Origin of the sequence: Micromonospora sp. DT15 (genome assembly GCF_049841475.1) — a bacterium.
In the GTDB taxonomy this organism is placed as follows: domain Bacteria; phylum Actinomycetota; class Actinomycetes; order Mycobacteriales; family Micromonosporaceae; genus Micromonospora.
On the sequence record NZ_JBNCKJ010000015.1, the window covers coordinates 80,326 to 106,612 of the forward strand.

29 protein-coding genes and 1 riboswitch are annotated in these 26,287 nt (G+C 71.3%); of the genes, 14 read left to right on the top strand and 15 right to left on the bottom strand.

Going from position 1 to position 26,287, the window contains the following annotated elements:
- Position 1: 1 nt before the first annotated feature.
- The 5 genes from recO (at position 2) to ACLQ3F_RS28215 (ending at position 3,600) form a co-directional block, all read left to right on the top strand.
- Positions 2-868, top strand: coding sequence for a DNA repair protein RecO (gene recO, locus ACLQ3F_RS28195; RefSeq protein WP_425852470.1), 867 nt, complete (start codon positions 2-4; stop codon positions 866-868).
- A gap of 4 nt (positions 869-872) precedes the next feature.
- Positions 873-1,685 (top strand): isoprenyl transferase, encoded by an 813-nt coding sequence (locus ACLQ3F_RS28200; RefSeq protein ID WP_355009270.1) that lies wholly within the window; start codon positions 873-875, stop codon positions 1,683-1,685.
- A 71-nt stretch (positions 1,686-1,756) separates the two neighbouring features.
- Positions 1,757-1,942 (top strand): hypothetical protein, encoded by a 186-nt coding sequence (locus ACLQ3F_RS28205; RefSeq protein ID WP_030336441.1) that lies wholly within the window; start codon positions 1,757-1,759, stop codon positions 1,940-1,942.
- A 672-nt stretch (positions 1,943-2,614) separates the two neighbouring features.
- Complete coding sequence (locus tag ACLQ3F_RS28210) at positions 2,615-2,842, top strand: thioredoxin reductase (protein WP_355009269.1); 228 nt, start codon at positions 2,615-2,617, stop codon at positions 2,840-2,842.
- Entirely contained in the window at positions 2,839-3,600 is a 762-nt protein-coding gene (locus ACLQ3F_RS28215; protein WP_425852472.1) for a pirin family protein, read from the top strand. The genes ACLQ3F_RS28210 and ACLQ3F_RS28215 overlap by 4 nt, the downstream gene beginning before the upstream one ends.
- Positions 3,601-3,764: 164 nt before the next feature.
- Here the strand turns inward: ACLQ3F_RS28215 and gndA are convergent, their stop codons facing one another.
- Both gndA and ACLQ3F_RS28225 read right to left on the bottom strand, forming a co-directional pair.
- Positions 3,765-5,207 (bottom strand): NADP-dependent phosphogluconate dehydrogenase, encoded by a 1,443-nt coding sequence (gene gndA / locus ACLQ3F_RS28220; protein WP_357207810.1) that lies wholly within the window; start codon positions 5,205-5,207, stop codon positions 3,765-3,767.
- 189 nt (positions 5,208-5,396) lie between these two features.
- The gene (locus ACLQ3F_RS28225) at positions 5,397-5,693 is read right to left on the bottom strand and encodes a thiamine-binding protein (RefSeq protein WP_196919265.1); all 297 of its coding nucleotides are present in this window, start codon (positions 5,691-5,693) and stop codon (positions 5,397-5,399) included.
- 289 nt (positions 5,694-5,982) lie between these two features.
- Between ACLQ3F_RS28225 and ACLQ3F_RS28230 the strand changes: the two genes are divergently transcribed.
- Positions 5,983-6,468: a hypothetical protein gene (locus ACLQ3F_RS28230; protein WP_425852474.1), complete on the top strand. Its 486-nt coding sequence runs from the start codon at positions 5,983-5,985 to the stop codon at positions 6,466-6,468.
- Between the two features lie 258 nt (positions 6,469-6,726).
- Here ACLQ3F_RS28230 and ACLQ3F_RS28235 read toward each other — a convergent pair whose 3' ends face one another.
- From ACLQ3F_RS28235 to ACLQ3F_RS28245, 3 genes are all read right to left on the bottom strand, one after another.
- A complete protein-coding gene (locus ACLQ3F_RS28235; RefSeq protein ID WP_425852476.1) occupies positions 6,727-7,527 on the bottom strand; it encodes an energy-coupling factor transporter transmembrane component T family protein in 801 nt (266 codons plus the stop codon).
- Positions 7,524-8,954, bottom strand: coding sequence for an ABC transporter ATP-binding protein (locus tag ACLQ3F_RS28240; protein WP_425852477.1), 1,431 nt, complete (start codon positions 8,952-8,954; stop codon positions 7,524-7,526). The genes ACLQ3F_RS28235 and ACLQ3F_RS28240 overlap by 4 nt, the downstream gene beginning before the upstream one ends.
- 111 nt (positions 8,955-9,065) lie before the next feature.
- Positions 9,066-9,659 carry an ECF transporter S component gene (locus ACLQ3F_RS28245; protein WP_210786970.1) on the bottom strand — a complete coding sequence of 198 codons (594 nt, stop codon included), beginning with the start codon at positions 9,657-9,659 and terminating at the stop codon, positions 9,066-9,068.
- Positions 9,660-9,733: 74 nt separating this feature from the next.
- Positions 9,734-9,838, bottom strand: a riboswitch (TPP riboswitch).
- A gap of 107 nt (positions 9,839-9,945) precedes the next feature.
- On the opposite strand from ACLQ3F_RS28245, the gene ACLQ3F_RS28250 reads away from it, so the two are divergent.
- The 4 genes from ACLQ3F_RS28250 (at position 9,946) to ACLQ3F_RS28265 (ending at position 14,304) form a co-directional block, all read left to right on the top strand.
- Positions 9,946-10,776 carry an alpha/beta fold hydrolase gene (locus tag ACLQ3F_RS28250; protein ID WP_425852478.1) on the top strand — a complete coding sequence of 277 codons (831 nt, stop codon included), beginning with the start codon at positions 9,946-9,948 and terminating at the stop codon, positions 10,774-10,776.
- Between the two features lie 53 nt (positions 10,777-10,829).
- A complete protein-coding gene (locus ACLQ3F_RS28255) occupies positions 10,830-11,579 on the top strand; it encodes a sugar isomerase domain-containing protein (protein ID WP_425852480.1) in 750 nt (249 codons plus the stop codon).
- A gap of 137 nt (positions 11,580-11,716) precedes the next feature.
- A complete protein-coding gene (locus ACLQ3F_RS28260; RefSeq protein WP_425852481.1) occupies positions 11,717-12,220 on the top strand; it encodes a DUF6328 family protein in 504 nt (167 codons plus the stop codon).
- Between the two features lie 86 nt (positions 12,221-12,306).
- Positions 12,307-14,304, top strand: a complete 1,998-nt coding sequence (locus ACLQ3F_RS28265; RefSeq protein WP_425852482.1) for an acyl-CoA dehydrogenase family protein — start codon at positions 12,307-12,309, stop codon at positions 14,302-14,304.
- 94 nt (positions 14,305-14,398) lie between these two features.
- Here the strand turns inward: ACLQ3F_RS28265 and ACLQ3F_RS28270 are convergent, their stop codons facing one another.
- The 8 genes from ACLQ3F_RS28270 to ACLQ3F_RS28305 all read right to left on the bottom strand — a co-directional run bounded on the left by ACLQ3F_RS28270 (position 14,399) and on the right by ACLQ3F_RS28305 (position 18,884).
- Complete coding sequence (locus ACLQ3F_RS28270; protein ID WP_355009250.1) at positions 14,399-14,566, bottom strand: hypothetical protein; 168 nt, start codon at positions 14,564-14,566, stop codon at positions 14,399-14,401.
- Positions 14,567-14,575: 9 nt separating this feature from the next.
- Positions 14,576-15,184, bottom strand: a complete 609-nt coding sequence (locus ACLQ3F_RS28275; RefSeq protein WP_355009249.1) for a hypothetical protein — start codon at positions 15,182-15,184, stop codon at positions 14,576-14,578.
- 77 nt (positions 15,185-15,261) lie between these two features.
- Complete coding sequence (locus ACLQ3F_RS28280; protein ID WP_357206256.1) at positions 15,262-15,660, bottom strand: Fur family transcriptional regulator; 399 nt, start codon at positions 15,658-15,660, stop codon at positions 15,262-15,264.
- Complete coding sequence (locus ACLQ3F_RS28285) at positions 15,657-15,956, bottom strand: ArsR/SmtB family transcription factor (protein ID WP_088988100.1); 300 nt, start codon at positions 15,954-15,956, stop codon at positions 15,657-15,659. The genes ACLQ3F_RS28280 and ACLQ3F_RS28285 overlap by 4 nt, the downstream gene beginning before the upstream one ends.
- Positions 15,957-15,999: 43 nt before the next feature.
- Positions 16,000-16,866, bottom strand: coding sequence for a metal ABC transporter permease (locus ACLQ3F_RS28290; protein ID WP_357206258.1), 867 nt, complete (start codon positions 16,864-16,866; stop codon positions 16,000-16,002).
- A 3-nt stretch (positions 16,867-16,869) separates the two neighbouring features.
- Positions 16,870-17,631 (bottom strand): metal ABC transporter ATP-binding protein, encoded by a 762-nt coding sequence (locus ACLQ3F_RS28295; protein WP_387354551.1) that lies wholly within the window; start codon positions 17,629-17,631, stop codon positions 16,870-16,872.
- Entirely contained in the window at positions 17,628-18,572 is a 945-nt protein-coding gene (locus ACLQ3F_RS28300) for a metal ABC transporter substrate-binding protein (protein WP_425852486.1), read from the bottom strand. Before ACLQ3F_RS28300 ends, ACLQ3F_RS28295 begins: the two co-directional genes overlap by 4 nt.
- A 54-nt stretch (positions 18,573-18,626) precedes the next feature.
- Positions 18,627-18,884, bottom strand: a complete 258-nt coding sequence (locus ACLQ3F_RS28305) for a hypothetical protein (RefSeq protein WP_355009246.1) — start codon at positions 18,882-18,884, stop codon at positions 18,627-18,629.
- A gap of 29 nt (positions 18,885-18,913) precedes the next feature.
- Here ACLQ3F_RS28305 and ACLQ3F_RS28310 point away from each other — a divergent pair, with 29 nt between their 5' ends.
- The 4 genes from ACLQ3F_RS28310 (at position 18,914) to dusB (ending at position 22,490) form a co-directional block, all read left to right on the top strand.
- Positions 18,914-19,255 carry an antibiotic biosynthesis monooxygenase family protein gene (locus tag ACLQ3F_RS28310; RefSeq protein WP_112589142.1) on the top strand — a complete coding sequence of 114 codons (342 nt, stop codon included), beginning with the start codon at positions 18,914-18,916 and terminating at the stop codon, positions 19,253-19,255.
- A 24-nt stretch (positions 19,256-19,279) separates the two neighbouring features.
- Complete coding sequence (locus ACLQ3F_RS28315) at positions 19,280-19,759, top strand: hypothetical protein (RefSeq protein WP_112589144.1); 480 nt, start codon at positions 19,280-19,282, stop codon at positions 19,757-19,759.
- 114 nt (positions 19,760-19,873) lie between these two features.
- A complete protein-coding gene (locus tag ACLQ3F_RS28320; protein ID WP_091409675.1) occupies positions 19,874-21,253 on the top strand; it encodes a glycine--tRNA ligase in 1,380 nt (459 codons plus the stop codon).
- Between the two features lie 64 nt (positions 21,254-21,317).
- A complete protein-coding gene (gene dusB, locus ACLQ3F_RS28325) occupies positions 21,318-22,490 on the top strand; it encodes a tRNA dihydrouridine synthase DusB (protein WP_425852489.1) in 1,173 nt (390 codons plus the stop codon).
- 700 nt (positions 22,491-23,190) lie between these two features.
- Here dusB and ACLQ3F_RS28330 read toward each other — a convergent pair.
- Both ACLQ3F_RS28330 and ACLQ3F_RS28335 read right to left on the bottom strand, forming a co-directional pair.
- The gene (locus ACLQ3F_RS28330) at positions 23,191-23,853 is read right to left on the bottom strand and encodes a C39 family peptidase (RefSeq protein WP_425852490.1); all 663 of its coding nucleotides are present in this window, start codon (positions 23,851-23,853) and stop codon (positions 23,191-23,193) included.
- Between the two features lie 440 nt (positions 23,854-24,293).
- Positions 24,294-26,093, bottom strand: a complete 1,800-nt coding sequence (locus ACLQ3F_RS28335; RefSeq protein ID WP_425852491.1) for a beta-N-acetylhexosaminidase — start codon at positions 26,091-26,093, stop codon at positions 24,294-24,296.
- Positions 26,094-26,287: the final 194 nt, after the last annotated feature.

The window sequence follows — 26,287 nt, forward strand, 5'->3', positions numbered from 1 at the left end:
GATGGCCGGGTATCGCCGACAGCTCTACCGCGACGACGCGGTGGTGCTGCGTGTGCAGAAGCTCGGCGAGTCCGACCGGATCATCACCCTGCTCACCCGCCGGCACGGCCGGCTACGCGCGGTGGCTCGAGGCATCCGCCGCACCACCAGCAAGTTCGGTGCCCGGCTGGAGCCGTTCGGCCACGTCGACCTGCAACTCGCCGGCGACCCGAAGGGCGAACACGGCAGTTCACTGCACACCGTGAGCCAGGTCGAGGGCATCGACCTGTACGGCAAACGGTTCCTGGGCGACTATCCGCGCTACACGGCGGCCAGCGCGATCGCCGAGACCGCCGAGCGGCTGACCCCGGTGGAACGGGAGCCGTCGCTGCGGCTGTTCCAGCTCACCATCGGCGCGCTGAAGGCGCTGTCCCGGGGCGAGCACGCCACCACCCTGGTGCTCGACGCGTACCTGCTGCGCGGGATGTCCCTGGCCGGCTGGGCGCCGGCGCTGGTCGCCTGCGCGGTCTGCGGCACGCCCGGGCGGCACCGGGCGTTCTCGGTTCCGGCCGGAGGCGCTGTCTGTCCGGACTGCCGGCCCCCCGGGGCGGCTCATCCCGCCCCGGCCACCATCGACCTGATGTCCGCGCTGACCTCCGGCGACTGGGTGATCGCCGACGCCACCGACACCGCCGTACGTCGAGAGTGCAGTGGGCTGGTCGCGGCTCACCTGCAGTGGCACCTGGAGCGCGCGCTACGCTCGCTGCCGCTGGTCGACCGGGGTCCCTCGGCGGCCGGCACGGCCCCTCCGCCGGAAGGCACCGGGGCCGTGGTGCTCCGGCCACGCGGCGACGTCGAGGCCGGGGCGGACGGCGCGAACAGGGAGTGACCGAGTGATCCGATCGAAGAAGGCCGGCCGGCGCGAGCCGACCCCGCCGGTGCCACACCCGTCCGGGGCCCGACCACCAGCGCTGCCCACCGACGCGGTGCCGAAGCACGTGGCGGTGGTGATGGATGGCAACGGCCGCTGGGCCAAGGACCGCGGGCTGCCCCGCACCAAGGGGCACGAGGCGGGGGAGCACAGCCTCTTCGACACCATCGAAGGCGCCATCGAGATGGGCATTCCCTACCTTTCGGCGTACGCGTTCTCCACCGAGAACTGGCGGCGCTCGCCCGACGAGGTCCGGTTCCTGATGGGCTTCAACCGGGACGTGATCCGTCGCCGCCGTGACCAACTGGTCGACCTGGGCGTACGGGTGGTGTGGTCGGGCCGGCCCGGTCGGCTGTGGAAGAGCGTCATCACCGAGTTGCAGACCGCCGAGGAGATGTCCCGCGACAACTCGACGCTGACCCTGCAGTTCTGCGTCAACTACGGCGGGCAGGCCGAGATCGGTGACGCCGCCGCCGCGATCGCCCGGGACGTGGCGGCCGGCCGACTGGATCCGGCGAAGGTCACCGAGAAGACCGTGGCGAAGTACCTCTACCACCCGGAGATCCCGGAGGTGGACCTGTTCCTGCGCCCTTCCGGTGAGGAACGGATCTCCAACTTCCTGCTCTGGCAGACGGCGTACGCCGAGTTGGTCTTCCTGGACACGCTCTGGCCCGACTTCGACCGCCGCCACCTCTGGTACGCGTGCGAGCTCTACGCCCAGCGGGACCGACGCTTCGGCGGCGCGTTGCCCAACCCGGTCGCCCCGGTTATCTGAGCCGACGCGCTTACCCGCACGTCACTCTGGGTATCAGAGTCGTCAGAAGCCACTGACGGAGGTGAACCCACATGATCCAGAAGCGCATTGCCCAGTGGGCGGTGATGGCTATCGCGGTGCCGCTGGCCGCGGCCGGCGCCCGCCGACTCAGCCACACCCTGGAGGCCCGGCGTGGTCCCTCCGGGGCGACCCGGCTGCTGACCAAGGGCGCGGACCTGATCCGTCCGCAGAAGGCCAAGCGCCGCCGCTTCTTCTGACCGATTCCTTAGCTGTCCTCGGCGCCGCCCGCACTCCCGTGCGGGCGGCGCCGTCGCGTCCCCACCAACTCGCCCCGCGTGTGGTCCCCGCCCCGCGTGTGGTCCCCGCCCCGCGTGTGGTCCCCGCCCCGCGTGTGGCCCCCGCCCCGCGTGTGGCCCCCGGCCCGCGTGTGGCACCCGCCCCGCGTGTGGTCCCCGCCCCGCGTGTGGTCCCCGGCCCACCCCTGCTCCCGCCCTGCCCCAGCCCTGACCCTCCGCGCCCTCGCCCCAACCGCGCCCCGACCAGCCTTGACTGGTCGATCATGGAGTTGTGGTGGCCAGATTCGGAGTTTTTGCGACTTATATCCACCACCACAACTCCATGATCGATGCGGCAGGGCAGGGCAGGGCAGGGCAGGGCAGGGCAGGGCAGGCAGGGCGGGCCGCAATGGTCAGGGTGGGGGCGCGGGGCTGGGGTGGGGCGCAACCGCCGTGGGGATCGCCGTGCCGGTCCGCGCTCGCTGGGCAGGGTGGGGCCGGGTGGTTGGTGTGAGGACGCCTGGTCTGGGTCAGCTCTTGATCGAGGGCGGGGTACGCGGTGGTGGGTTGGGGTGGGTGCGCTCGTTTCGGGATGCCGTGCAAAGGCGGCGGGTAGGGTCCGGAGGTGGTGGGACGACGGCGGTTGGGGGCCAGATGCGGGATCTCCGCTTCAAGATGATCATGGCGTTGAACGCCGCCGACCTGGGCGACCCGATCTGCGAGCAGGTAGCCGAGATCTGTGCCGAGATCGCCGAGCAACACTGTGCCGAGTTCGGCCACACTCCCCAGTTGCGCACCGGTGAGATCGCCGAACTGGCCAGCGGCGATCCGGCCCTGACCTGGGCGCCGTCGACCCCCGACGCCGGGCAGCGTGCCTGGTGACCGCGCCGGCGCCCGCCGTCGACATCCGTCGTGCCGATGATCGATTCGCCACCCGGATCTCCTGGCTGGACTCCAAGCACTCCTTCTCGTTCTCCCGGCACTACGACCCGGCCAACACCCACCACGGCCTGCTGCTGGTCAACAACGACGACGTGGTCCGACCGGGCGCCGGCTTCGAGACCCACCCGCACCAGGACATGGAGATCGTGACCTGGGTGCTGCGCGGTTCCCTGGTGCACCAGGACTCCACCGGGCACTCCGGGGTGATCTACCCGGGTCTGGCCCAGCGGATGAGCGCCGGCACCGGCATCCTGCACTCCGAGAAGAACGACGCCTGGCGGCTCAACAACCAGGAGCCGCACACCGACCCGGTGCACTTCGTGCAGATGTGGGTGCTCCCCGACGAGCAGGGCGTAGACCCCGGCTACGAGCAGTTGGAGATCGAGGACGAGCTGCTCCGCGGGGGCCTGGTGCCGATCGCGTCCGGGATGGACCGCTACGACGGCGCGTCCGCGATCCGGATCCGCAACCGGTACGCGACCCTGCACGCCGCCCGTCTCGCCCCCGGCGACGAGGTGACCATCCCGGACGCGCCCTACGTGCACCTCTACGTGCCCAACGGCACGGTGACCCTGGAGGGCAGTGGTCCGCTCGGCAGCGGCGACGCGGCCCGGCTCACCATGACCGGTGGCCGGCGGCTGACCGCCGACGAACCGGCCGAGATCCTCGTCTGGGAGATGCACGCCACGGTCGCCTGACCGCTACCGGTTCGCACCTGCCGTCTCCCTAGATCGCGCTTGAACATGGATGTAGTGGCCTCCACGGAGAGGGAGGCCACTACATCCTGGATCAAGCACGATCTAGCAGGGCGCAGGGCGCAGGGCGCAGGGCGCGGGGCGCTGCGAACCGGGCTCCGCGCCGGCTACGCCGGCGACTCGGTGCGGTCGGCGGCCCAGGTGGTGTGGAACGAGCCCTCGCGGTCCACCCGCTGGTAGGTGTGCGCGCCGAAGTTGTCCCGCAGACCCTGGATCAGCGCTGCGGGCAGCCGCTCCGCGCGCAACGCGTCGAAGTACGCCAGCGACGACGAGAACGCGGGCGTCGGCACACCGGCCCGGGTCGCGTCGGCCACCACCCGCCGCCAGCTCGGCACGCCGGCGCTGACCGCCTCGGCGAAGTACGGCGCCACCAGCAGCGTCGGCAGGTCGGGCTGCTCGTCGTACGCCTCACGGATCCGGTTGAGGAAGCGGGCCCGGATGATGCAGCCGCCCCGCCAGATCGTCGCGGTGCCGCCAAGGTCGATGTCCCAGTTGTATTCCTGGCTGCCCGCGCGGATGTGGTCGAAGCCCTGCGCGTACGCGACGATCTTGGAGGCGAGCAGCGCCCGGCGGACGTCCTCGACGAACGTCTCCCGGTCGGTCACCTGCCACTTCTCACCCGCGTCGGGGAACGCCCGGCGGGCCGCCTCGCGCTGGTCGACGTGCCCGGACAGCGAACGCGCGAAGGTTGCCTCGGCGATCCCGGTGATCGGGATGCCCAGGTCCAGGGCGCTCTGCACGGTCCACCGACCGGTGCCCTTCTGCTCGGCCCGGTCCTGCACGATGTCCACGAACGACCGGCCGGTCGCCGCGTCGGTGTGCGCGAGCACGTCGGCGGTGATCTCGATGAGGAACGACTCAAGCTCGCCGTTGTTCCACTCCCGGAAGATCTCCGCGATCTCGGCGGGCGTCGCGTCCAGGCCGGCCCGGAGCAGGTCGTACGCCTCGGCGATGAGCTGCATGTCGGCGTACTCGATGCCGTTGTGCACCATCTTGACGAAGTGCCCGGCGCCGTCCGGCCCGACGTGCATGCAGCACGGCACGCCGTCCACCTGGGCGGCGATCTTCTCGAACATCGGCCCGAGCTTCGCGTACGACTCGGCGGAGCCGCCCGGCATGATGCTCGGCCCGCGCAGCGCGCCCTCCTCGCCGCCGGAGACGCCGGTGCCGCTGAAGTGCAGCCCCTGCGCCCGCAGCGCCTCCTCGCGGCGGCGGGTGTCGGCGAAGTGGGCGTTGCCACAGTCGACGATGATGTCGCCCTCGTCGAGCAGCGGCACCAACTCGTCGATCACCGCGTCGGTGGGCGCGCCGGCCTTCACCATCACGATGACCGCGCGGGGTCGTTCCAGTGACGCCACGAAATCGGCCATCGTCTCGCCGGGCAGGAACGTGCCCTCGTCGCCGTGCTCGGCGACCAGGCTGCGGGTGCGCTCCGGCGAGCGGTTGTGCACTGCCACCGTGAAGCCGTTGCGGGCCAGGTTGCGGGCCACGTTGCGACCCATCACCGCCAGCCCGGTCACACCGATTTGTGCCCTCGCCTGATCAGCCATTCGTGCCGCCACCTCTCGTCACACCACTATCAGCGCTTGGGAACTTACCGTGATGTGAGCCGATACGGACCAGTGACCGACGTCCCGTTACTGCACGTGATGCGGACGTTGCCCCTGGCGGCTCGGGCCCTCGGCGCCGGTCGGCGAGCCCTGCGCAGGGAAACGTGTCGTCATTCCGCGCCGCGCGCGTCAGCCTTCGGCGAGACGGGCTTCGATTCGGGCGATCTTCCCGGTCAGCGCGTCGGTGACCCCGGGTCGGACATCGGCCTTGAGCACCACACTCACCCGGGGCGCCCGCGCGGCGACCACGTCGACCGCCTGCTTCACCACCGCCATCACCTCGTCCCACTCGCCCTCGACGGTGGTGAACATGGCATCGGTCCGGTTGGGCAGGCCGGACGCACGGACCACCCGCACCGCCTCGGCGACCAGGTCACCCACAGAGTCGTCACCGCCGAGCGGGGTGATCGAGAACGCGATCAGCATCTGCCGATCGTGCCAGTAAAAACGGATGCGCGTCGGTCGGGCGGTGGCTACGGTACGAACATGCGTAACTGACGCCCCAATTCCGAGCCGGCCCGCCGTCCCGCGTCGCGGTCCGTGCGCTCCCGGGCGTCCCGCATTCCCTCCCCGCCGTTCAGTGGCGATGGCCCTGCCTGGCCCGGTGAGCAGTCCCTTCCCCGCTCGACCGCCGCGCAACGGCGGTCACCAGCCGATCCGACCGACCGCCGCAGCGCGGGACCGGCCGTGCCGGTCGGCATTGAAGGAGGCCCGGATGCCTGCCAGGCGTAACCCGAAGAAGACCCGTACCCCGAAAGCGACGCCCCTCGGCGTCGACCCGGCGGCCGGCCACGGCCCGCTGCCAACCACGCTCCCGGCCCTCGACCTCGCGGTCGAACCGCCCCTGCCGGCGCTGCCGGCGGCACTGGTGGAGCCTGCGCCGCGGGCAGATCTGGCACTGCCCGCAGTACTGGTGGAGCCGGCGCTGCGGGCTGAGTCGGCGTTGCCTGCGGCACTGGTGGAGCCGGCGCTGCCAGCCTCCGCCCCGGGCGAGGTGGCGGTCCCGGACGAGGTGGCCGTGCCGGCAGCGGTCGATGTGCCAGCGGTTGTCGATGCGCCTTCGGTGGGTGATCTACCGAAGCCGACCGGCCGACCGAAGGCACCGACGGCAGGGCCACCACAGGGCGGCGGCAACCGCTCCGGCGGCGGCCGCAGCCAGCAGGCCGGCCAGGCCCGCCGCTACGCCTTCCGCCGCAGCTGACCAAGCCACCCCACCCCACCCCGACCCACCCCGCGATCTTGCACTTTCTGCGCTCACATAACTGGCATACATGAATGAATCGACGACAGAATTCGCAAGATCGACGGGGGTGGCGCGTGTGCGCCGGGTGGTGACAACAACATCAGGGATGTAGTGGCCTCCTTCGCCAGCGAAGCCACTACATCCCTGATGTTGTGCGGATCTTGCCGGCGGCGGCGGCGGGCGGCGGCGGGCAGCGGGCGGGGCGCGGGCGCGGGGTCAGCTGATGAGGGGGCGGAAGGTGCCCAGGATGACGCTCGTGGTCAGGGCGGCTGCGGCGAGTACGGCAGCTCCGGCGACGAGGAGGACGTCGGCGCGGGTGAAGTGCTGGTGGCGGGCGACGGTACGGGGTGTGCCGGCGTCGAAGCCGCGCGCGTCCATCGCCACCGCCAGCCGGGTGCCTCGGCGGATGGCCCCGACCAGCAGCGCGAACGCGGTGGAGGCGAAGAGTCGCAGCTTCGCCACCGGATTGCGTCCCGCGTCGACGCCCCGGGCGCGTCGAGCCATGCTGATCATCTGCCACTCCTGACCGAGCAGCGGCACCAGCCGGAACGCGGCCAGCGCACCGATGGCGAACCGGGCCGGCGCCTTCGCGTTCTGGATCAACGCGTCGGCCAGGTCGGTGGGGTCGGTGGTCGCGAAGACGATCACACCGGGCAGGGCCACCGCGAACACCCGCAGCACCAGGCCGAGCGCGGTGAGCAGGACGCCGGTGCTCACCAGCACCGGTCCCACGTCCAGCAGGACCCGGCCGGACCGGTCGGCGGCGAACAGCACCAGGGTGACCAGGATGCCGGCGGCACTGAGCAGCAGTGGCCAGGCCCGCCGGGCCAGCACCCGGTAGCGGATGCCGAACAGCGGCAGGACGGCCAGTTCGAGGGCGATGGCGATTGCCGGGGCCACCGGGTCCAGGGTCGCCAGCAGGGTGAACGAGAAGACCAGTGCGGCGGCGACCTTCGCCACCGGGTTGCGGCGGGCCAACGGCGCGTCCGGCGCGGCGACCGGCTCGATGCTGATCATCGCTGGTCGTCCGGGGTCCGGTGCAGGGTGACGGTGCGGTCGGCGAGCGCGGTGACGAAGTCCGCGTCGTGGGTGACGGTGACCACGGCGTGCCCGGCGTCGCGCAGGTCGGCGAAGAGGTCGACCAGCTCCCTCCAGGTCCGCCGGTCCTGACCGAAGGTGGGTTCGTCGCAGATCAGCAGGCGTGGCGCGGTGGCGAGGGCGGTCGCCACGCTCAGCCGCCGCGCCTCGCCACCGGAGAGGGTGTACGGGTTGGCGGCGGCGAGTCGGGCCAGCCGTAGCCGTTCCAGCAGCCCGGCCACGGTCTCCTTGACGGCTGCTTCGGGTTGACCGGTGCGGCGCGGGCCCAGCGCCAGCTCGTCGAAGACGGTGCTGGTGACGAACTGGTGCTCCGGGTCCTGGAAGACCGACCCGATGCGTCGGGCCAGCGCGGGTGCCCGCCACCGGTGTGGGGGAGCGCGGTGGTCCGCGCCGGCCAACTCGGCCGTCGCGGTGACCTGCCCGCTGCCCGGCCTGAGCAGACCGCCGAGCAGCAACGCCAGGGTGGACTTGCCGGCACCGTTCGGTCCGCGTACGGCGAGTGCTTCACCGGCGCGTACCGCCAGGTCGGTGGGGCCCAGCCGGGGCGGCAGGCCGAGCTGGTCGGCGGTGAGCAACAGCTCCCCGGGGCTGGCGGTCGCCGGTCGGGGCGCGATGGGGTGACCGGGCACCCAGACCCCCTCGGCGGCCAGGGCGGCGCCGTGGGCGGCGAAGACCGCCCCGGGCGGGCCGTCCGCGCGGACGCCGCCACCCGGTTCCAGGACGACCACCCGGTCGACAAGCGGCAGTGCCTCGGCGACCCGGTGCTCGACCAGGATCAGCGTGGTGTCGGCGTCCAGTGCGCCGGCCACCGCGTGCCGGACCAGCTCGGCCCCGGCCGGGTCGAGGTTGGCCGTCGGCTCGTCGAGCAGCAGCAGGGCGGGGCGTAGGGCCAGCGCGCCGGCCAGGGCGAGGCGTTGCTGCTCGCCGCCGGAGAGCGCGGCGGTGTGGCGGTCCCGGGAGTACGGGAAGCCGACCCGGTGCAGGGCCTCGTCCACCCGGGGCCAGATCTCGTCGGCCGGCACTCCTCGGTTCTCCAGCCCGAACGCGACGTCGTCGCCGCAGCGCGCCATCACCAGTTGGGTCTCCGGGTCCTGGAAGACGATGCCGACCCGTTCCCGCCCCTTGCGGGGGTCGAGCCCGTCGATCTCGACGGTGCCCTCCTGCTCGCCGGAGTCCTCCGGGAGCAGCCCCGCCAGGGCGCTGAGCAGTGTGCTCTTGCCAGCCCCGGACGGCCCAAGAAGCAAAACCCGCTCCCCAGCCTCAACCCGCAGATCAACCCCGCGCAGAGCCCAGGCCCGCCGCCCAGCGTGCCGCCACCCGAACCCCCGCAGCAGTACCCCGCCCACCAAACCCACCCCCTCCCACCCACCTCGCCTACCCTTGTTGATCAAGAGATTTGCGTCAGGAAATGGGCTTCTGTTGACGCAAACCTCTTGATCAACGCCGTTGGGTGGGGGTTAGATCAGGGCTCGGTTTCGGCCTGCCGGGAAGCGGTCCAGGACGCCGGTGTTGGCCAGGGCGTTCGTCAGCAGCCAACCGCCCAGGCCGGCGATCACTGTGGCGCTGACGATGGTGAGCAGCGCGTACGGGATGCGGTAGTCAGTCAGCGCGTAGTCGACGTTCCAGACGAAGAAGTCGAACAGCGCGGCGCTGAGGCCGGTCAGCGCGCCCGCGAACACCGCGGTCGGCAGGCGGAACGACCGGTACCGGAAGGCGGCGAAGGCCAGCTCGGCGCCGATGCCCTGCACGATGCCCTGCGGAATGACAGTGCCGGCCCACTGGCTGCCCAGCAGCGCGGACAGGACCGCGGCCACGGTCTCGCAGTAGAGCGCGGCGCCGGGCTTGCGGATGACCAGCCCACCGATCACCGCCGGCATCAGCCAGACGCCGTAGAGCAGCGTCTGCGCCGGCGGGAAGAAGGCGAACGCGCCCTCGGTGGCGCTCCAGACCAGGCCCCAGGCCCAGAAGATGACGCCGAAGGCGACCGCGATCACCGAGGCGACCACGATGTCGATGGTGCGCCAACGGTGTGTGTCAGTGGTGGATGTCATGTGTTGCTCCCAGTTCGTGAGTGCGAACCAGGAGAAGACGCACGCCGCGTCCGGTGGCACCGGACTGCGGCGCGGCTGGAGGTCGACCGAACTCCCTGCGCTGGCATTACCCAGATCAGGTTCGAGGGTCTGCGGGCGTGCCCGCACTCTCAGCGCTGTGCGCTCCCCTGTCGGATATGAAGTTGTCTCGCTGACGCTAACACCGACCAGGGGCGCGGGCCCAGCAGGGCATCCGCCTGACCTGCGGGAGCGAGCGGCCGACCGCCGGCTGGGTACGCTTCCGATCATGCGGGTTGACGCGCGAGGCTTCACGTTCGAGGTGACCGTCGGCGGTCCGACGGACGGCGTACCCGTCCTGCTGCTGCACGGTTTCCCCCAGCACAGCGGCGAGTGGGACGACGTGGTGCCGGCGCTGCACGCGGGCGGGCTGCGCACGTACGCGCTGGACCAGCGCGGTTACTCACCCGGTGCCCGGCCCACGGTGGTGGCCGACTACCGGATCCCCGAACTCGTCACCGACGTCGCGGCGGTGCTCGACGCGCTCGGGCTGGACGCCGTGCACCTGGTCGGCCACGACTGGGGCGCGATCGTGGCCTGGGCGGTTGCCGCCCGGCACCCCGAGCGGGTCCACACGCTGACCGCCGTGTCCGTACCGCATCCGGCGGCCATGGCGTACGCCCTGAGCAACGACGCCCAACAGAAGGCCCGCTCGTCGTACATCGCCCTGTTCCGCAAGCCCGAAAAAGCGGAGAAGGTCCTGCTGGCGTGGCACGCCACCGCGCTGCGCAAGATGCTCGGCGGGGTGGGCGACACCTCCCGGGTGAACCGGTACGCCGACCCGATGCGTGAGCCGGGTGCGCTGACGGCCGCGCTGAACTGGTACCGGGCGATGTCCCGCGCCGACCTGGCCGGCGTCGGCCCGGTCGCGGTGCCCACCACGTACGTCTGGAGTGACCGGGACGTCGCCATCGGCCGGACCGCCGCCGAGGCGTGCGCGGAGAACGTCACCGGCGACTACCGCTTCGTGCAGCTGCCCGGGGTGAGTCACTGGATCCCGGACGCGGCACCGGCCCCGCTCGCCGAGGCGATCCTGGCCCGAGCCGGCGGGACGGCCTGAGCAGCAGTGGACACCAACGGGCTGCTGGCCCGCAATCGAACGACGGAGGACGTATGACGGTGAGCGCCGAGGACTACCTGGCCGTGGTGACCGAGACGATCGGCCGGGTGGCCGCCAGTCAGCGGGAGGCGGTGGGGCGGGCCGCCGACCTGATCGCCGAGGCCGTCCGAACCGACGGCGTGGTGCACGCGTTCGGCACCGGGCACTCGGAGGCCCTCGCCATGGAGATCGCCGGACGGGCGGGTGGTCTGGTGCCGACCAACCGGATCGCGCTACGCGACCTGGTGCTGCTCGGCGGCGAACCGGCCGACCGGCTGGGCCCGCTGCTGGAACGGGACCCGGCCGTCGCGCACCGCCTCTACGAGCTGGCCCCGGTGCGCCCCACCGATGTCTTCGTGCTCGCCTCGAACTCGGGCGTCAACGGCGCGATGGTGGAGTTCGCCACGCTGGTGAAGGAGCACGGTCACGGGCTGGTGGCGATCACCTCGGCGCGGCACTCCGGCCAAATGGCCTCCCGGCACCCGTCCGGGCGCAAGCTGAGCGACCTCGCCGACGTGGTGCTCGACAACGGCGCGCCGTACGGCGACGCGACGCTGCCCCTGCCCGGTGGTGGCGCGGTCGGCGCGGTCTCCTCGATCACCGCGGCGCTGCTGGCGCAGCAGGTGACAGTGGAGGTGGTGGCGCGGTTGCTGGCGGCGGGGGAGCGGCCCCCGGTCTACCTGTCGGCGAACATCCCGGACGGCGACGCGCACAACAACGAGTTGGAAGCGCGGTACGCGGGCCGGATCCGACGCGGGTCCTGAGGCCGCCGGCGGCCGACGTGCGTCGCCGAGATGAACGGCAGGTGTCGTGAACCTGTTTCGCGCTCGGCCGGGTGGGGCATTGGCGTTGCTGCCGGCGGGCGGGACCGCCGGCAGTAGCGTCTCACCGGAGGTAGCGCGTGTCCAAGGAGACCGAGAAGCAGCGCTGGCAGCGCAACTTCGCCGACCTGCTGCAGGAGTTGCGGGTCGCCCAGACCGGCGTGCAGATCCTCTTCGCCTTCCTGCTCACCCTGCCGTTCAGTAACGGGTTCAACGAGACCACTGAGTTCCAGCGCGACGTCTACATCGTGGCGTTGCTCGCGGCGGCCGCCGCCACCGCGATGATCATCTCGCCGGTGGCGTTCCACCGGGCGCTGTTCCGGCAGGGGCGTAAACCGGAGCTGGTCCGTTTCGCGCACCGGATGGCGACCGGCGGCCTCGCCTTCATGCTGATCGCCATGGTCAGCGCGGTGCTGCTGATTACCGACTTCGTGCTGGACCGGCCGATCGCCTTCCTGCTCAGCGCCCTGACCGGGCTGTGGTTCCTCGCCTTCTGGATGGTGCTGCCGTTCGCCCGGCGCAGCTGGGGTGAGGACGACATCGACGACGATGACGACGACCCGGACGCGACTGCCGGCGACTGACCGCGTCGATCTACACGCAGCGCTACCCCTGGGTAACAACCGGGGGTAGCGTGACGGTAGCCGCACCGAGCTTCGAGGGGGCAGCCGTGACCACGACGCAGAACGGCCGACCGACACCGGACGGCCCCGACTCCGAAACCACGGCCGGTGCCGCCGCGCCGCTGCCCGCCGAAGCCGGGCAGGTCACCGAGAAGGAAGCCCGGCAGGTCGCCGAGGCCGCCCGCGAATCCACCTGGGACCGGCCCAGCTTCGGCAAGGAGCTGTTCCTCGGCCGGTTCCGGCTCGACCTGATCGACCCGTGGCCCCGATCCGACCCGGACGACGTGGCTCGCGCGGAGGAGTTCCTTGGTCGGTTCCGCGCCTTCCTGACCTCCGAGGTGGATGGTGAGGCCATCGAGCGGGACGCGTCCATACCCGACTCGGTGTTCCACGGCCTGGCCGACCTCGGCGCGTTCGGCATGAAGATCGACCGGAAGTACGGCGGGCTCGGGCTGAGTAACCTGCACTACTGCCGAGCGCTCATGCTGGCCGGCTCGGTCAGCCCGGCCATCGGCGCGCTGCTCTCGGCGCACCAGTCGATCGGGGTGCCGCAGCCGCTGAAGATGTTCGGCACCCCCGAGCAGAAGCAACGCTTCCTGCCCCGGCTCGCCGCCGGTGAGGTGTCCGCGTTCCTGCTCACCGAGCCGGACGTCGGCTCCGACCCGGCCCGGCTGGCCACCATCGCGGAGCCGACCGAGGACGGCACCGGTTACCGGCTCAACGGGGTGAAGCTCTGGGCCACCAACGGCATCGTGGCCACCCTGCTGGTGGTGATGGCCCGGGTGCCGGCCACGCAGGGACGTCGGGGCGGCATCACCGCGTTCGTGGTGGACGGCGACAGCCCCGGCATCACCGTCGAGCGGCGCAACGAGTTCATCGGCCTGCGCGGCCTGGAGAACAGCCTGACCCGGTTCCACGACGTGATCGTCCCCGCCGAGAATGTCATCGGCGGCGAGGGCAAGGGGCTGAAGATCGCCCTGACCACTCTGAACACCGGCCGGCTCTCACTGCCGGCCATGTGCGTGGGCGCCGGCAAGTGGGCGTTGAACGTGGCCCGAGGGTGGGCCGCCGACCGGGTCCAATGGGGACGGCCGGTGGGCGAGCACGAGGCGGTCGCGCAGAAACTCTCCTTCATCGCCGCCACCACGTACGGCATGGAGACGATGCTCGACCTCTGCTGCCTGCTCGCCGACGACGACCGCAACGACATCCGGATCGAGGCGGCACTCGTCAAGCTGTACGCCAGCGAGATGGCCTGGAAGATCGCCGACGAGCTGATCCAGATCCGAGGTGGGCGCGGCTACGAGACGGCCGACTCACTGGCCGCCCGCGGCGAACGCCCGGCCGCCGTCGAGCAGATGCTGCGCGACCTGCGAATCAACCGGATCTTCGAGGGCTCCACCGAGATCATGCACCTGCTGATCGCGCGGGAGGCGGTCGACGCCCACCTGTCGGTGGCCGGCGACATCATCGACCCGGACGCAGGGCTGGGCCGCAAGGCCCGAGCCGGCGCACGAGCGGGCGCCTTCTACGCGAAGTGGCTGCCCACGCTCGCCGTCGGTCGAGGGCAGAGCCCTTCGGCGTACGCCGAGTTCGGTCCGCTCGCCGCGCACCTGCGCCAGGTGGAGCGTTCGTCGCGCAAGCTGGCTCGGTCGACGTTCTACGCGATGTCCCGCTGGCAGGGAAAGATGGAGCGTAAGCAGGCGTTCCTCGGCCGGGTGGTGGACATTGGGGCCGAGTTGTTCGCGATGTCCGCGGTCTGCGTCCGGGCCTCCGCCGAACGGGACAGCCGCCCGGAGAACGTCGAGCTGGCCGACCTGTTCTGCCGGCAGGCGCGGGTGCGGGTGGACGCCCTGTTCGCCGCCCTCTGGGACAACACCGACTCGGTCGACACCGCTGCCGCGAAGCGCATCCTCGCCGGCCGCTACGCGAGCCTGGAGGAGGGCGTGCTCACCCCGTCCGAGGAGCTGCCCTGGGTGGCCCGCTGGTCGCCCGGCCCGTCCACCTCCGAGGATGTCCGCCGCCGCATCCCGCCGAAGCCGTAAACCCCGCCGCGGGTCGGCCGGGGTGCGGGTCGGCAGGGGTTGGCCGCGGTGCGGGTCGGCAGGGGTTGGCCGCGGTGCGGGTCGGCGGCTTCGGTCAGCGGGCTACCGCCCAGGCCAGCACCCCCGCCAGGATCAGACCGTTGAGCCCGGCCAGGGCCAGGTACGCCGCAGGTGGAATCTTCTTGCCCCGGCGCAGGAAGGAGACCAGGACAGCGGCGTAGCCGAGCAGCAGGACGGCGATGACGACGAGGAAGTAGAACACCCGACGACTTTAGCGGCCCCGGCTGCGTAGACCGAGTTGGCGCAGCTCCAGAGCGGCCAGGGCGTCGACTGTCGCGTCGTCGCCGCGCCGCCACGCCTCAGCGACGTCCGGGCCGATCCGGGTCAGTTGGCCCAGCGGCTGGGTGGCCAGGGCGCGCAGGGCGAGCAGATCCCGGCCGGCCGGCCCGACGGCCAGCTTCGCGGCCGACCCGGCTCGGCGCATCCAGCGCAGCCGTAGCGGCAACCAACCGAAGAGCACGATGCCGAGCGGGAAGATCAGCACCGCGACGGCGAGGGCGAGGGCGAGCTGATCGACCAGGTGCTGCTGGTCGCGGCCGGCGTCGGCCAGCCCACGGGCCGCGTCGGCGGCCTGCCGGAACGGAGCGGTCAGCTCGTCGCCGACCAGTGGCACCCGGCCGACCTTCCCGCCGGCTTCGGCGAGGTTGTCGGCGAGGCCGCTGCCCGCGCCCTCCAGCTTCTGTCCGGGTACGGCGAGCTTCTGCACCAGGTCGTGCAGCCACAGCGCGCCGCGGATCGCCACGTACACCCAGGCGACGACGAGCAGGTCGGTGAGCAACTGACGGGCGGCTGTCGGAAACCGATCGGCATAGATCTTCACGCCGGACAGCGTGTCACGAACGGCCTTGGCGGGGCACCCGTGAAGTGAGCCCGGATCGCGATCGACCGGACCGGTGGTCAGCGCGGGCAGGTCGGGCAGGTGCCGAAGATTTCCAGGGTGTGGCTGACGTCGGCGTAGCCGTGCTGCGCGGCGACCCGGTCGGCCCAGCTCTCCACGGCCGGCCCGGCCACCTCGACCGTACGCCCGCACACCCGGCAGACCAGGTGGTGGTGGTGCCCCTCGCTGCACCGGCGGTAGAGGTGCTCGCCGCCCGGCGGACGCATCACGTCGATCTCACCGGCGTCGGCGAGCCCCTGGAGGGTGCGGTAGACGGTGGTCAGGCCGACCCGCTCGCCGCGCTGCCGCAGCATCGCGTGCAGGTCCTGGGCGCTGTGGAAGCCCTCCATCTCGCCCAGCAGCGCGCTCACCGCCGAACGCTGCCGGGTGTTGCGCACCGCGGCGGTGCTCTCGCTCATGATCCCTCCCCGGCGTGGCTGACCGCGTCCGCCACGATGTGCGCGACGTGCTCGTCGACCAGGCTGTAGGCGATCTCCCGGCCTCGGCGGGAGCCGCGCACCACGCCCGCTCCGCGCAACACCCGCAGGTGCTGGGAGACCAGTGGTTGCGCCGCGCCGAGCTTCTCCACCAACTCGTGCACGCACCGCTCGCCGTCGGCCAGCTCGCTGACGATGGCCAGCCGAATGGGAGCGGACAGGGCGCGGAGCAGTTCGCTGGCCCCGTCGAACCCGTCGTAGCCCGTCGCGCTGGTCATCCTGCAACGGTAACCAATACCACCGACGTCGCGCTGACCAGGCTCAGCTCAGCACGACCTCGTGAGGTTCCGGTGTCGGTACGGCGGTCGGCGTCGTCCGGCGGCGCACGACCCGCCAGACAGCGCCGGCCACGGCCACCACCAGGAACGAGGCGATCGCCACCAGCACCACCGAGGCGCCCGGCGCGGTGTCCGCCGTGGCCGCCACCCAGACACCCGAGCCGGCGGCGAAGAGCCCGAGCGCCATCGCGGCGGCCATCGTGCTGCGGAAACCCCGGGTGACCTGCTGGGCGGTGGCAACCGGCACCACCATCAGCGCGCTGATCAGCAGCACGCCGACGGCCCGCATGGCGATGGTCACGGTGACCGCTGTGGCGACCGCGATCAGCAGGTTCAGCGTGCGGACCGGCAGACCGGAGACCCGGGCGTACTCCTCGTCGTGACTGACCGCGAAGAGCGCCGGCCGCAACGCGATCATCGTGACCAGGATCGCCGCGCCGAGCACCGCGATGGTGGTCAGGTCGGCGGGCGAGATGGTGGTCAGCGACCCGAACAGGTAGGCGTTGAGGTTCGCGCTGGTCGCGTCGGAGAGGCCGACCAGGAGTACGCCACCCGCGATGCCGCCGTAGAAGAGCAGAGCCAGAGCCAGATCACCGGAGGTACGCCCACGGGCCCGGACGATCTCGATGGCGATCGCGCCGATGGTGGCGGCGATCACCGCGACCAGCACCGGGGAGCGGTTGAGCAGCAACCCCGCGCCGACGCCGGTCAGCGCCACGTGCCCCACACCATCGCCGATCAACGCCAGCCGGCGCTGCACCAGGTAGATGCCGAGCGCCGGCGCGGCCAGGCCGATCACCAGCGCGCCGATCAGGGCGCGCTGCATGTAGGGGTACTGGAAGAGTTCCATGGGTCAGTTGCTCCACAGCCCGGCGGGCTCGTCGTAGCAGTGCGGGTGCACGTGGTCGTGGTCGGGTTCCGCGTGATGGCCGGCCGGGTCGGGCACCGCGCCGTCGTGGGCGATGCGACCCTCATGGACGACGACGGCCCGGCTGATCACCGGTCGCAGCGGGCCCAGCTCGTGGGCGACGAGCAGCACCGTTCCGCCGTCGGCGACGAAATCGCGCAGCGCGCCGGCGAAGGCCTCCTGGCTGGCCGCGTCCACCCCGGCGGTGGGCTCGTCGAGCACCAGCAGCTCCGGCTGGCCGGCCAGGGCACGGGCGATCAGGGTGCGCTGCTGCTGGCCGCCGGAGAGCGTGGACACCGGGTCACCGGCCCGGTCGGCGAGCCCGACCGCGCCCAGCGCCGCGTCGACGGCGGCCCGGTCGGCTCGACCCGGCGGACGAAGCACCCCCCGACGGGCCAGCCGGCCGGAGGCCACCACCTCCCGGACGGTCGCCGGTACGCCGCCGCCGGCGCCCAGGCGCTGCGGGACGTACCCGATGCGTGCCCATTGCCGGAACCGGCGCAACGGCCGGTCGAAGAGGGTGACCGAGCCGGCGCTGATCGGCACCAGCCCGAGCACAGCGCGGATCAGGGTGGACTTGCCCGAGCCGTTGGCGCCGAGGATCGCGACCACCTCGCCGGCGGTCACGGTGAGCGAGATGTCCCGGAGCACGGGGCGGCCGTCGTAGCCGACCACCCCGTGCTCGACGGTGATGACAGGTGAGGTCACGAGCAGCTCAAGGCCGTCTGCAGGGTCCGCAGGTTGGTGCGCATCACCGAAAGGTAGTCCCCGTCGCTGCCGGCGGCGAGCCCTTCGATCGGGTCGAGCACGGCGGTCTTCGCGCCGACCTGACCGGCGATGGTCTCGGCCACCTTCGGGCTGACCAGGGTCTCGAAGAAGATCGTCGTGGCCTGGTGCTCCTTGGCCTCCTCGATCACGTGCGCGAGGCGCTGCGGCGAGGGCTCGACGTCCGGGCTCAGCCCGGTGATGCCGACCTGGTCGAGCTGGTAGCGGTCGGCGAGGTACCCGAACGCGGCGTGGCTGGTCACGATCTCCCGCCGCTGGCAGGTCGCCAGACCCTGCTTGAACTCGCCGTCCAGTGTCGTCAGGTCGGCGCGCAGGGCAGTCGCCCGGGCGGTGTAGTCGGCGGCGTGGTCCGGGTCGGCCTTGCCGAGCCGCTGGGCGAGCTGGTCGCCGATGCCGGCCAGCCGGGTCGGGTCGAGCCAGACGTGCGGGTCCTTGCCGCCGCTCTCCTCGGCGTGCCCCTCTTCGCCCTCGTGGTCGTGCCCGCCGGCGGACGCGTCCAACAGCGGTTGCACGCTCGTCACGTCGAACGCCCGGTCGCCGCCGTTCTGGGCCACGGCGTCGTCCACGGCCGGCTGGAACCCCTTGAGGTAGACGATCAGCTCCGCGTCGCTGACCTCTCCGACCTGGCTCGGGTTGAGCTCCAGGTCGTGCGGCTCGGCGCCGGGCTTGGCCAGGTTGGTGACCCGGACGGCGTCGCCGCCGATCCGTTCGGCCAGGAACTGGAGGGGGTAGAACGCGGCCACCACGTCGACTCGCTGAGGGTCGGCGCCGGCGGCACCGCCGGTGGAGCAGCCGGCTCCAGCGCCCAGGGCGAGGAGGGCGGTCGCGGCGGCCAGGACACGGTACGTGGCGCGGATGGTCATGTCGTCAACTGTCCGTGGCAACGATAATGATTGTCAAAAACGCATGATTGCATGTCAGAGGAGCTTCGCGAGACCCACAGCCACCAGCAGGGTGAGCATCACCAGCCGGATCAGCCGGGTCTGCGGCGCCTGAACCGCCCAGGTCGTCGCCAACAGGGCGATCAGGACGCCGGCGAGCGCGAGCGTGAGCAGCCCGCCGATCACCCCGGGCGTGAAGAACGCCACCAGCACCACCACCAGGGTGAGCAGGAACACCGACGTCGGGTTCGCCCCGGCCAACCGGGCGAGCAGAGGGCGCTGCGTACGCTGCATCCCACAGACTCTACGAGGAGGAACCCCCGGTGCTGGTGACCAACCGGTTCGTGGTCGACGTCGATGCCGCCGACGGCTTCACCGAACGGGCGCACGCCGCCCTCACCGCGCTGGCCGCCCGGCCCGGCTACCTGCGCGGCCAACTGGTCCGGGCGTTGGACGACCCCCGGCACTGGTCACTGGTCACCGAATGGGAGTCGGTCGGCACGTACCGGCGGGCGCTGGGCGCCTTCGAGGTCAAGGTCAGCGCCGTGCCGCTGCTCGCCGAGTCCGTCGACGAGCCCTCCGCGTACGAGGCGCTGGCCACCGCCGCCCCCGGCGGGGCCGTGGTCGTCGCCGAGAGTGATCGGGCTGCGGGTCCTTACCGCTGAGCCGCCGGACACTACGCTGCTCCTATGACCGCACCCGCCCCGCCACCCGGTCCCGGGGTGGCTCCGCCGTTCGCCGCGCCGCCCACCGAGGGCCGCCGGACTCGGCTCTGGATCGGCCTCGGCGTCGGCGCGCTCGCCGTGGTGCTCTGCTGCGGCGGCGGTGGCACCGCCGTCGTCGGCCTGGCCGTCAGCGGAGTCCAGGCCATTCGGGAACAGGCCCGCACCGTGACCGGCGACTACTACCAGGCGCTCGTCGAGCGGAACTACGGGCGGGCGTACGACCAGCTCTGCGACGACGCGCAGCGGCGTGAGTCCCGGCCGGAGTTCGAACGGCGCGCCGCCGCCGAACCGCAGGTGACAGCGTTCCGGGTGGGCGAGGTGGACACCACCTACCTGACCGTGCCGGTCGACGTGACCCTCGACGGCGGCGACCGGGAGCGGCAACAGGTCAGCCTCGGGCAGGACGGGCAGACCGGCGGCGTGGAGGTCTGCGAGGTCAGCTGACCCGTCCCCGGTATTCTGCTGGGCTCGGGGGGACGGTGGTCGTACCGTTGTCCCGAACCGACCGTTCCATCCACATCTCGCCCCCGCCGACCGCCAGCCGGCGTAGGAGGAAACATGCCAGCCGACCGTATCGACGCCGTCGTCAGCCTCGCCAAGCGCCGAGGCTTCGTCTTCCCCTCCAGTGAGATCTACGGGGGCACCCGATCGGCGTGGGACTACGGTCCGCTCGGCGTGGAGCTCAAGGAGAACGTCCGCCGGCAGTGGTGGAAGACGATGGTCCAGCAGCGCGACGACGTCGTCGGCCTGGACTCCGCGGTGATCCTGTCCCGCAAGGTGTGGGAGGCGTCCGGCCACATCGCCGAGTTCGTCGACCCGCTCACCGAGTGCCAGTTCTGTCACAAGCGGTTCCGGGCTGACCACCTGGAAGAGGCGTACGCCGAGAAGCACGGCAAGCCGCTCACCTCGCTGGCCGAGCTGAACTGCCCCAACTGCGGCAACAAGGGCACCTTCACTGAGCCGAAGATGTTCAACGGCCTGATGAAGACCTACCTGGGCCCGGTGGAGAGCGACGAGGGGCTGCACTACCTGCGCCCGGAGACCGCGCAGGGCATCTTCGTCAACTACAAGAACGTCGAGACGGTCGCCCGCAAGAAGCCCCCGTTCGGCATCGCGCAGACCGGCAAGTCGTTCCGCAACGAGATCACCCCGGGCAACTTCATCTTCCGGACCCGAGAGTTCGAGCAGATGGAGATGGAGTTCTTCGTCGAGCCGGGCACCGACGAGCAGTGGCACGAGTACTGGCTCCAGGAGCGCTGGAACTGGTACCTCGACCTCGGCCTCTCGGCGGACAATCTGCGGCTGTTCGAGCACCCCAAGGAGAAGCTGTCGCACTACTCGAAGCGGACCGTGGACATCGAGTACCGCTTCCAGTTCGGTGGCACCGAGTTCGCCGAGCTTGAGGGTGTCGCCAACCGCACCGACTTCGACCTCTCCACGCACAGCAAGCACTCCGGCGTCGACCTGTCGTACTTCGACCAGAGCAAGAGTGAGCGCTGGATGCCGTACGTCATCGAGCCGGCCGCGGGTCTGACCCGCGCGGTGCTCGCCTTCCTGCTGGAGGCGTACGACGAGGACGAGGCGCCGAACACCAAGGGCGGCGTGGACAAGCGCACCGTGATGCGGTTCGACCCGAGGCTCGCCCCGGTCAAGGTGGCGGTGCTGCCGCTGTCCCGCAACGAGGCGCTGTCGCCCAAGGCCAAGGATCTCGCGACCCTGCTGCGCAAGCGCTGGGTGGTGGAGTTCGACGACTCGCAGGCGATCGGGCGTCGCTACCGGCGGCAGGACGAGATCGGCACCCCGTTCTGCGTCACCGTCGACTTCGACACCCTTGACGACAACGCGGTGACGGTGCGCAACCGGGACACCATGGCCCAGGAGCGCGTCTCCCTGGACCAGGTCGAGCGCTACCTGATCGAGCGTCTCCCGGGCTGCTGAGACTCTGCGCACGGGGCCTCGGCCGACGCGATGAGCGCCGGTCGGGGCCCCGTACACTTGTCCGGTGACTGCCTCGACCGTGCCCGCGCTGCGCCCGCTGACTCTCGGCCAGCACCAGGTGTGGCCGCCGGTCGTGCTCGCGCCGATGGCTGGGATCACCAACATCGGGTTCCGTCGGCTCTGTCGCGAGCAGGGCGGCGGCATCTACGTCTGCGAGATGATCACCACTCGGGCGCTTGTCGAGCGCAACCCGAAGACGCTGCGCATGATCGCGTTCGGCGACGACGAGAAGCCCCGCAGTCTCCAGCTCTACGGCACCGATCCGGAGATCACCGCCGCCGCCGTGCGGATCGTCGTCGAGCGCAACCTGGCCGATCACATCGACCTCAACTTCGGCTGCCCGGTCCCGAAGGTCACCCGGCGCGGTGGCGGCGCGGCGCTGCCGTGGCGGCGGCGGCTCTTCGCGCGACTCGTGCGGGCCGCGGTGGCCGCCGCGGCACCGTCCGGCGTGCCGGTCACTGTCAAGATGCGCAAGGGCATCGACGACGACCACCTGACGTACGTCGAAGCCGGGCTCGCCGCCCAGGAGGCCGGCGTGGCAGCGGTGGCCCTGCACGGGCGCACGGCCTCGCAGCGCTACTCGGGCACCGCCGACTGGGACGCGATCGCCACCCTGAAGCAGGCCCTCGATGTGCCGGTGCTCGGCAACGGCGACATCTGGGAAGCCGACGACGCGCTGCGCATGGTGGCCCACACCGGCGTCGACGGCGTGGTCATCGGGCGCGGCTGCCTGGGCCGGCCGTGGCTCTTCGCCGACCTGGAGGCCGCCTTCAACGGTCGGCCGGAGCGGCGGCTACCTAACCTCGGCGAGGTGGCCGTGACCATGCGCCGGCACGCCGAGCTGCTGGTCGACCAGTTCACTGCCGGCGCCCGCAACCCGGCCCGAGGTGAACGCGACGGCTGCACCGACTTCCGCAAGCACGTCGCCTGGTACCTCAAGGGCTTCCCCGTCGGCGGTGAGCTGCGGCGCTCGCTGGCGATGATCGAAAGCCTGGCCCAGCTCGACGACCTGCTCGGCAAGCTCGACCCGGCGGAGCCGTTCCCGATGACCGCCCTCGGGCAGCCGCGCGGGCGTACCAACTCGCCCGGCAAGGTCTTCCTGCCGGAGGGTTGGCTGGCCAGCCGGGACGACGACACGGTCCCCGAGGGTGCCGAGATGGACGACTCCGGCGGCTGAGTCCTCGACCCTCGTGGGGTCGTCGCCGTCGGATCTTCTTCGCAGGCTCCCGGCCCGGTTCCGGCCGGGAGCAGGGGTGGACGTAGGGGTGCGGCACGCTATCGAGCTGATGTCGTAAACGAGTCATGACCTGGGCTCGGCCGTGCGCCGTCCGGCGGTGCCACTGACTCGCGCTGCTCTGTGGCCGCCACCGTTATTGCCCTGCGGCTGCCGCGACCGCTTGTTGCTCTGTGGCTGCCGCCACAGTGTTGCCCTGCCCTGCGGCTACCACCACCGCTTGCCGTCACCGTGTTGCCCTGTGGGTTGCCGTGGCGAGTTGCCGTGGCGAGTTGCCCTGCAGGTGCCGCCACCGGGTTGCCCGGCAGGTCCCATTGCGACGTTGCTTCGCGGCTGCCCTGGTGACGCTGATTCGTCTACGACATCAGCTTTAAAGGGCCCGTGACGCAGCCAACGGACCCCGCGCCGGATACTTCGTCGCCGAGATCCGAGCAACATCAGGGATGTTGGTGTCTCCGGCGTGTCGGAGGCAGCAACATCGGGGATCTTGCTCGGATCTTGGGCGCGGGGCGCGGGGCGCGGGGCGCGGGGCGCGGGGCGCGGGGCGCGGGGCGCGGGGCGCGGGGCGCGGGGCGCGGGGCGTTGGGCATGCGGAAGGGCCGGACCCCGTGGTGGGGTCCGGCCCTTCCGAGTTGGGTGGTGCTCAGCTGGTGGCGTAGCCGCGGGTGGCGATCCAGTCCGCCAGGTGCTCGATGGTGACCTCGTACGAGGCGGTGTTCGGGTCGGCGGAGTCGGCGATCTTGACGATGTTGCCGTTGTCGCGGTAGCCGACGACGCTGATGTAGTGCCCACCCTCGAAGGAGTGGATACCACCGTCGGTGTCGGTGGTGGTGCCGGCGATGTTCGCGACCACGGCCCGTCCGTCGTCGACGGTCTTGACGACGTCGGCGCGAAGCTTGTCGGTCTGCTTCTCATCGGCCTTGGGCGTGCTGATCTCGACGGAGTGGTAGGCGTCGTTCTTACCGGTCTCCTTGTTCAGCACCGGGGTGATGTCGTTGATGGAGTTGGTGCCGGCCTCGGTGGTGCCCATCTCCTTGGCCATGGCGTCCACGCTGATGTCCTTGCCCTGCACGGAAAGGGCGTTGCGGGCGGCGGCGGGGCCGCAGTAGTAGAAGTTCGGCTGGGCTTCGTAGCGCACGCCCAGCTGACGCTCACCGTGGCCCTTGCGGTCGGTCTGCGCCTGCGACGCCGGCTTGCCGGTGTTCGGGGTGGCGAACGCGGTGGTGACGGGTCCGACGATGGCGCCACCGGTGAACGCGAGGCCAGCGGCGGTCAGAGCGGTCTTACGAATCAGATCGGTACGCATGATGGCGTGCTCCTCTGCTTCATCGGGGGTGCCGCGCGGCGTGACAGGGGACAGCGATCCGCGCGGGAGATACGCAATGTTCTCGTCCCGGCGGCCCGTGGGGCCGGCGTCGGGACAGAGCACAACGGTGCGGGGCGGCGGATCATTCCGCCGGGTTCTTTGCCGGTGCTGCTGCGCTGTGCGCGGGATGTAACTGGGGCGGCCCGGCCGGTGTTCCCGGCGGCTGCCCTGCACCGACGACCGACAGTCGCGGTGCCGTGCCAGGTATAACGACCCCGCCAGGCCGACGATTCCGCCATCCGGGTGGCCCCGGCCACGGGACGTTAAGCCTGATATCGGACATCCGGCGTCGAGCGACCCACGCCGGGTCGGCCATGTGGGGCGTCCTGGCTGAAGGATGCCGCGATATCGGCGATCTGCAGCGACCACCGGAATCGGGCCTATATCGGGTTGGCACCCTCTCGGGTCGTGTTGCCCTGGCTCGGGACCGCCGGGTTGGGTTGGGTGGGGATGATCGGGGTGGTTGGCCAGGGGATCTCGGGCGCGCGGTGGAAGGTGATCCCGGCCGTCGTCCAGCGCGGGCCTTGGCCGGCCAGGCGGTCGCGGAAGTCGGCCCAGTCGTGGCTTGCCCGGGGTGACCAGCCCAACTCGGCGATGGCCGGGAGGCGGGGCAGGAGCAGCAGTTCGATGTCGGCCAGCGAGGTGACCGATTCGGTCCAGAGCGGGGCCTCCACACCGAGAACCGCCTCGGTGGGTACGCCGGCGACGTGCGTGCCCGGATCCCAGTCGTACGCCTTTCGCACGTCGATGAGGCCGGCCCAGTCGTGCCCGATCGGGGTGTCCGGGGCGTACTTCATGTCCAGGTAGGCGTGGTTGCCGGGGGAGACGATCAGCCGGGCGCCCCGGCGTACGGCGTCGACGGTGGTGGGGTCCTCGCCGTTCGTGCCCCACCACTGCAGGACCCGCCCGTCGAGGTGGGCGGCTGGCGCGAGCTGGTGCCAGCCGACGACGGTCTTGCCGAGGTCGGCCACGATGCGCTGGACCCGCTCGACGAAACCGGTGTAGACCTCGCCCTTGACCTTGAACGCCTCGTCGCCGCCGACGTGCAGCCAGGGGCCGGGGGTGAGCGCGGCCACCTCGCCCAGCACGTCGGCGACGAAGTCGTACGTGCGCTCGTCGGCCGGGTCGACGTAGCTGAAGCCGACCTCGGTGCCGGTGTACGGCGGCGGTGCGATCTTGTCCGGTGCCAGCTCCGGGTACGCGACCAGCGCCGAGTTGGTGTGCCCCGGCAGGTCGATCTCCGGGACGACGGTGATGTGGCGGGCTGCCGCGTAGGAGACGATCCGCGCGTAGTCGGCCTTCGTGTAGTGCCCGCCGGGGCCGCCGCCGACCTCTGTCGTGCCGCCGATGCTGGTCAGCTTCGGCCAGGAGTCGACGGTGATGCGCCAGCCCTGGTCGTCGGTGAGGTGCAGGTGCAGGTGGTTGAGCTTGTAGCGGGCCAGGTGGTCGACCACCCGCAGCACGTCCTCGACGGCGAAGAAGTGCCGCGCGACGTCGAGCATCGCGCCCCGGTAGGGGAACCGGGGTGCGTCGGTGATGGTCCCGCCGGGCAGCACCCAGCGTTCGGTGACCGGGGTGGTGCTCTCGATCGCCGCTGGCAGCAGTTGGCGCAGCGTCTGTACGCCGTAATAGAGGCCGGCGGCGGTGGCGGCGGCGACGTTCACTCCGTCGGTGGCGATGTCGAGGCGGTAGCCCTCCGCGCCGAGGTCGGCGCTGCCGTTGAGCGCCAGCGCGATGCCACCGGCGGGCTCCGGCGTGGTGGCGTCGGTGACCGGCAGCGGGTAGCCGGTGGCCGGACGCAGGAGCTGGGCGAGCTGCTCGGCGACCGCCAACGCGGCGGGGTCGGCGCTGGACACGATGACGGCTTCGGCTGGGAGGGTCCAGTCGGCGGTCGGGTCCGGCTGGACGTGCTGTGGGGCGGGCACGACGTCGGCCAGCCGGTGGGGGGCCGCCGGGGCGAGCAACGCGCTTGCTGTCTGCTCGGCCGTGCGGGCCAGTGTGGCCGCGTCCGGTTCCCCCGCCGAGAGCGGTGCGGGGACGGCGGTGGGGCCGGGGGAGGGGGTGGTCGACACGGCGGCGACTCCGGGGGGTGTATTCGCGTCGGTTATGGCAAAAGTGAGGTTCACCGGCGGCGTGCCGTCAAGCGTACGACGCTCGGCCGTATGCGTGTTGGTGCGCATGGAAGCGTTCCCAAAAACCGGTACGAACACGGATAGTCGTGATAGCTGTGCCAATTGTCACCGAACGGTCCCAGGTCAGTCGATGGTCGCTTAATCTTCGCCCACCGATCGACGTTGACCCCGGGATTACCGGCGGTCCGTCCCGGGGAAGAAGAAAACTGAACCTTCGTTAAGTGTCAATCCGGCGCGTGTGT

Coding starts and splice junctions, on each gene's coding strand:
- ACLQ3F_RS28290 (WP_357206258.1), bottom strand. CDS start 16,866: ATGGAACTCTTCCAGTACCCCTACATGCAGCGCGCCCTGATCGGCGCG.
- recO (WP_425852470.1), top strand. CDS start 2: ATGGCCGGGTATCGCCGACAGCTCTACCGCGACGACGCGGTGGTGCTG.
- ACLQ3F_RS28330 (WP_425852490.1), bottom strand. CDS start 23,853: ATGCGTACCGATCTGATTCGTAAGACCGCTCTGACCGCCGCTGGCCTC.
- ACLQ3F_RS28225 (WP_196919265.1), bottom strand. CDS start 5,693: ATGCTGATCGCGTTCTCGATCACCCCGCTCGGCGGTGACGACTCTGTG.
- ACLQ3F_RS28250 (WP_425852478.1), top strand. CDS start 9,946: ATGCGGGTTGACGCGCGAGGCTTCACGTTCGAGGTGACCGTCGGCGGT.
- ACLQ3F_RS28280 (WP_357206256.1), bottom strand. CDS start 15,660: ATGAGCGAGAGCACCGCCGCGGTGCGCAACACCCGGCAGCGTTCGGCG.
- ACLQ3F_RS28285 (WP_088988100.1), bottom strand. CDS start 15,956: ATGACCAGCGCGACGGGCTACGACGGGTTCGACGGGGCCAGCGAACTG.
- ACLQ3F_RS28245 (WP_210786970.1), bottom strand. CDS start 9,659: ATGACATCCACCACTGACACACACCGTTGGCGCACCATCGACATCGTG.
- ACLQ3F_RS28335 (WP_425852491.1), bottom strand. CDS start 26,093: ATGCGCACCAACACGCATACGGCCGAGCGTCGTACGCTTGACGGCACG.
- gndA (WP_357207810.1), bottom strand. CDS start 5,207: ATGGCTGATCAGGCGAGGGCACAAATCGGTGTGACCGGGCTGGCGGTG.
- ACLQ3F_RS28320 (WP_091409675.1), top strand. CDS start 19,874: ATGCCAGCCGACCGTATCGACGCCGTCGTCAGCCTCGCCAAGCGCCGA.
- ACLQ3F_RS28255 (WP_425852480.1), top strand. CDS start 10,830: ATGACGGTGAGCGCCGAGGACTACCTGGCCGTGGTGACCGAGACGATC.
- ACLQ3F_RS28300 (WP_425852486.1), bottom strand. CDS start 18,572: ATGACCATCCGCGCCACGTACCGTGTCCTGGCCGCCGCGACCGCCCTC.
- ACLQ3F_RS28210 (WP_355009269.1), top strand. CDS start 2,615: ATGCGGGATCTCCGCTTCAAGATGATCATGGCGTTGAACGCCGCCGAC.
- ACLQ3F_RS28230 (WP_425852474.1), top strand. CDS start 5,983: ATGCCTGCCAGGCGTAACCCGAAGAAGACCCGTACCCCGAAAGCGACG.
- ACLQ3F_RS28205 (WP_030336441.1), top strand. CDS start 1,757: ATGATCCAGAAGCGCATTGCCCAGTGGGCGGTGATGGCTATCGCGGTG.
- ACLQ3F_RS28235 (WP_425852476.1), bottom strand. CDS start 7,527: ATGATCAGCATCGAGCCGGTCGCCGCGCCGGACGCGCCGTTGGCCCGC.
- ACLQ3F_RS28315 (WP_112589144.1), top strand. CDS start 19,280: ATGACCGCACCCGCCCCGCCACCCGGTCCCGGGGTGGCTCCGCCGTTC.
- ACLQ3F_RS28305 (WP_355009246.1), bottom strand. CDS start 18,884: ATGCAGCGTACGCAGCGCCCTCTGCTCGCCCGGTTGGCCGGGGCGAAC.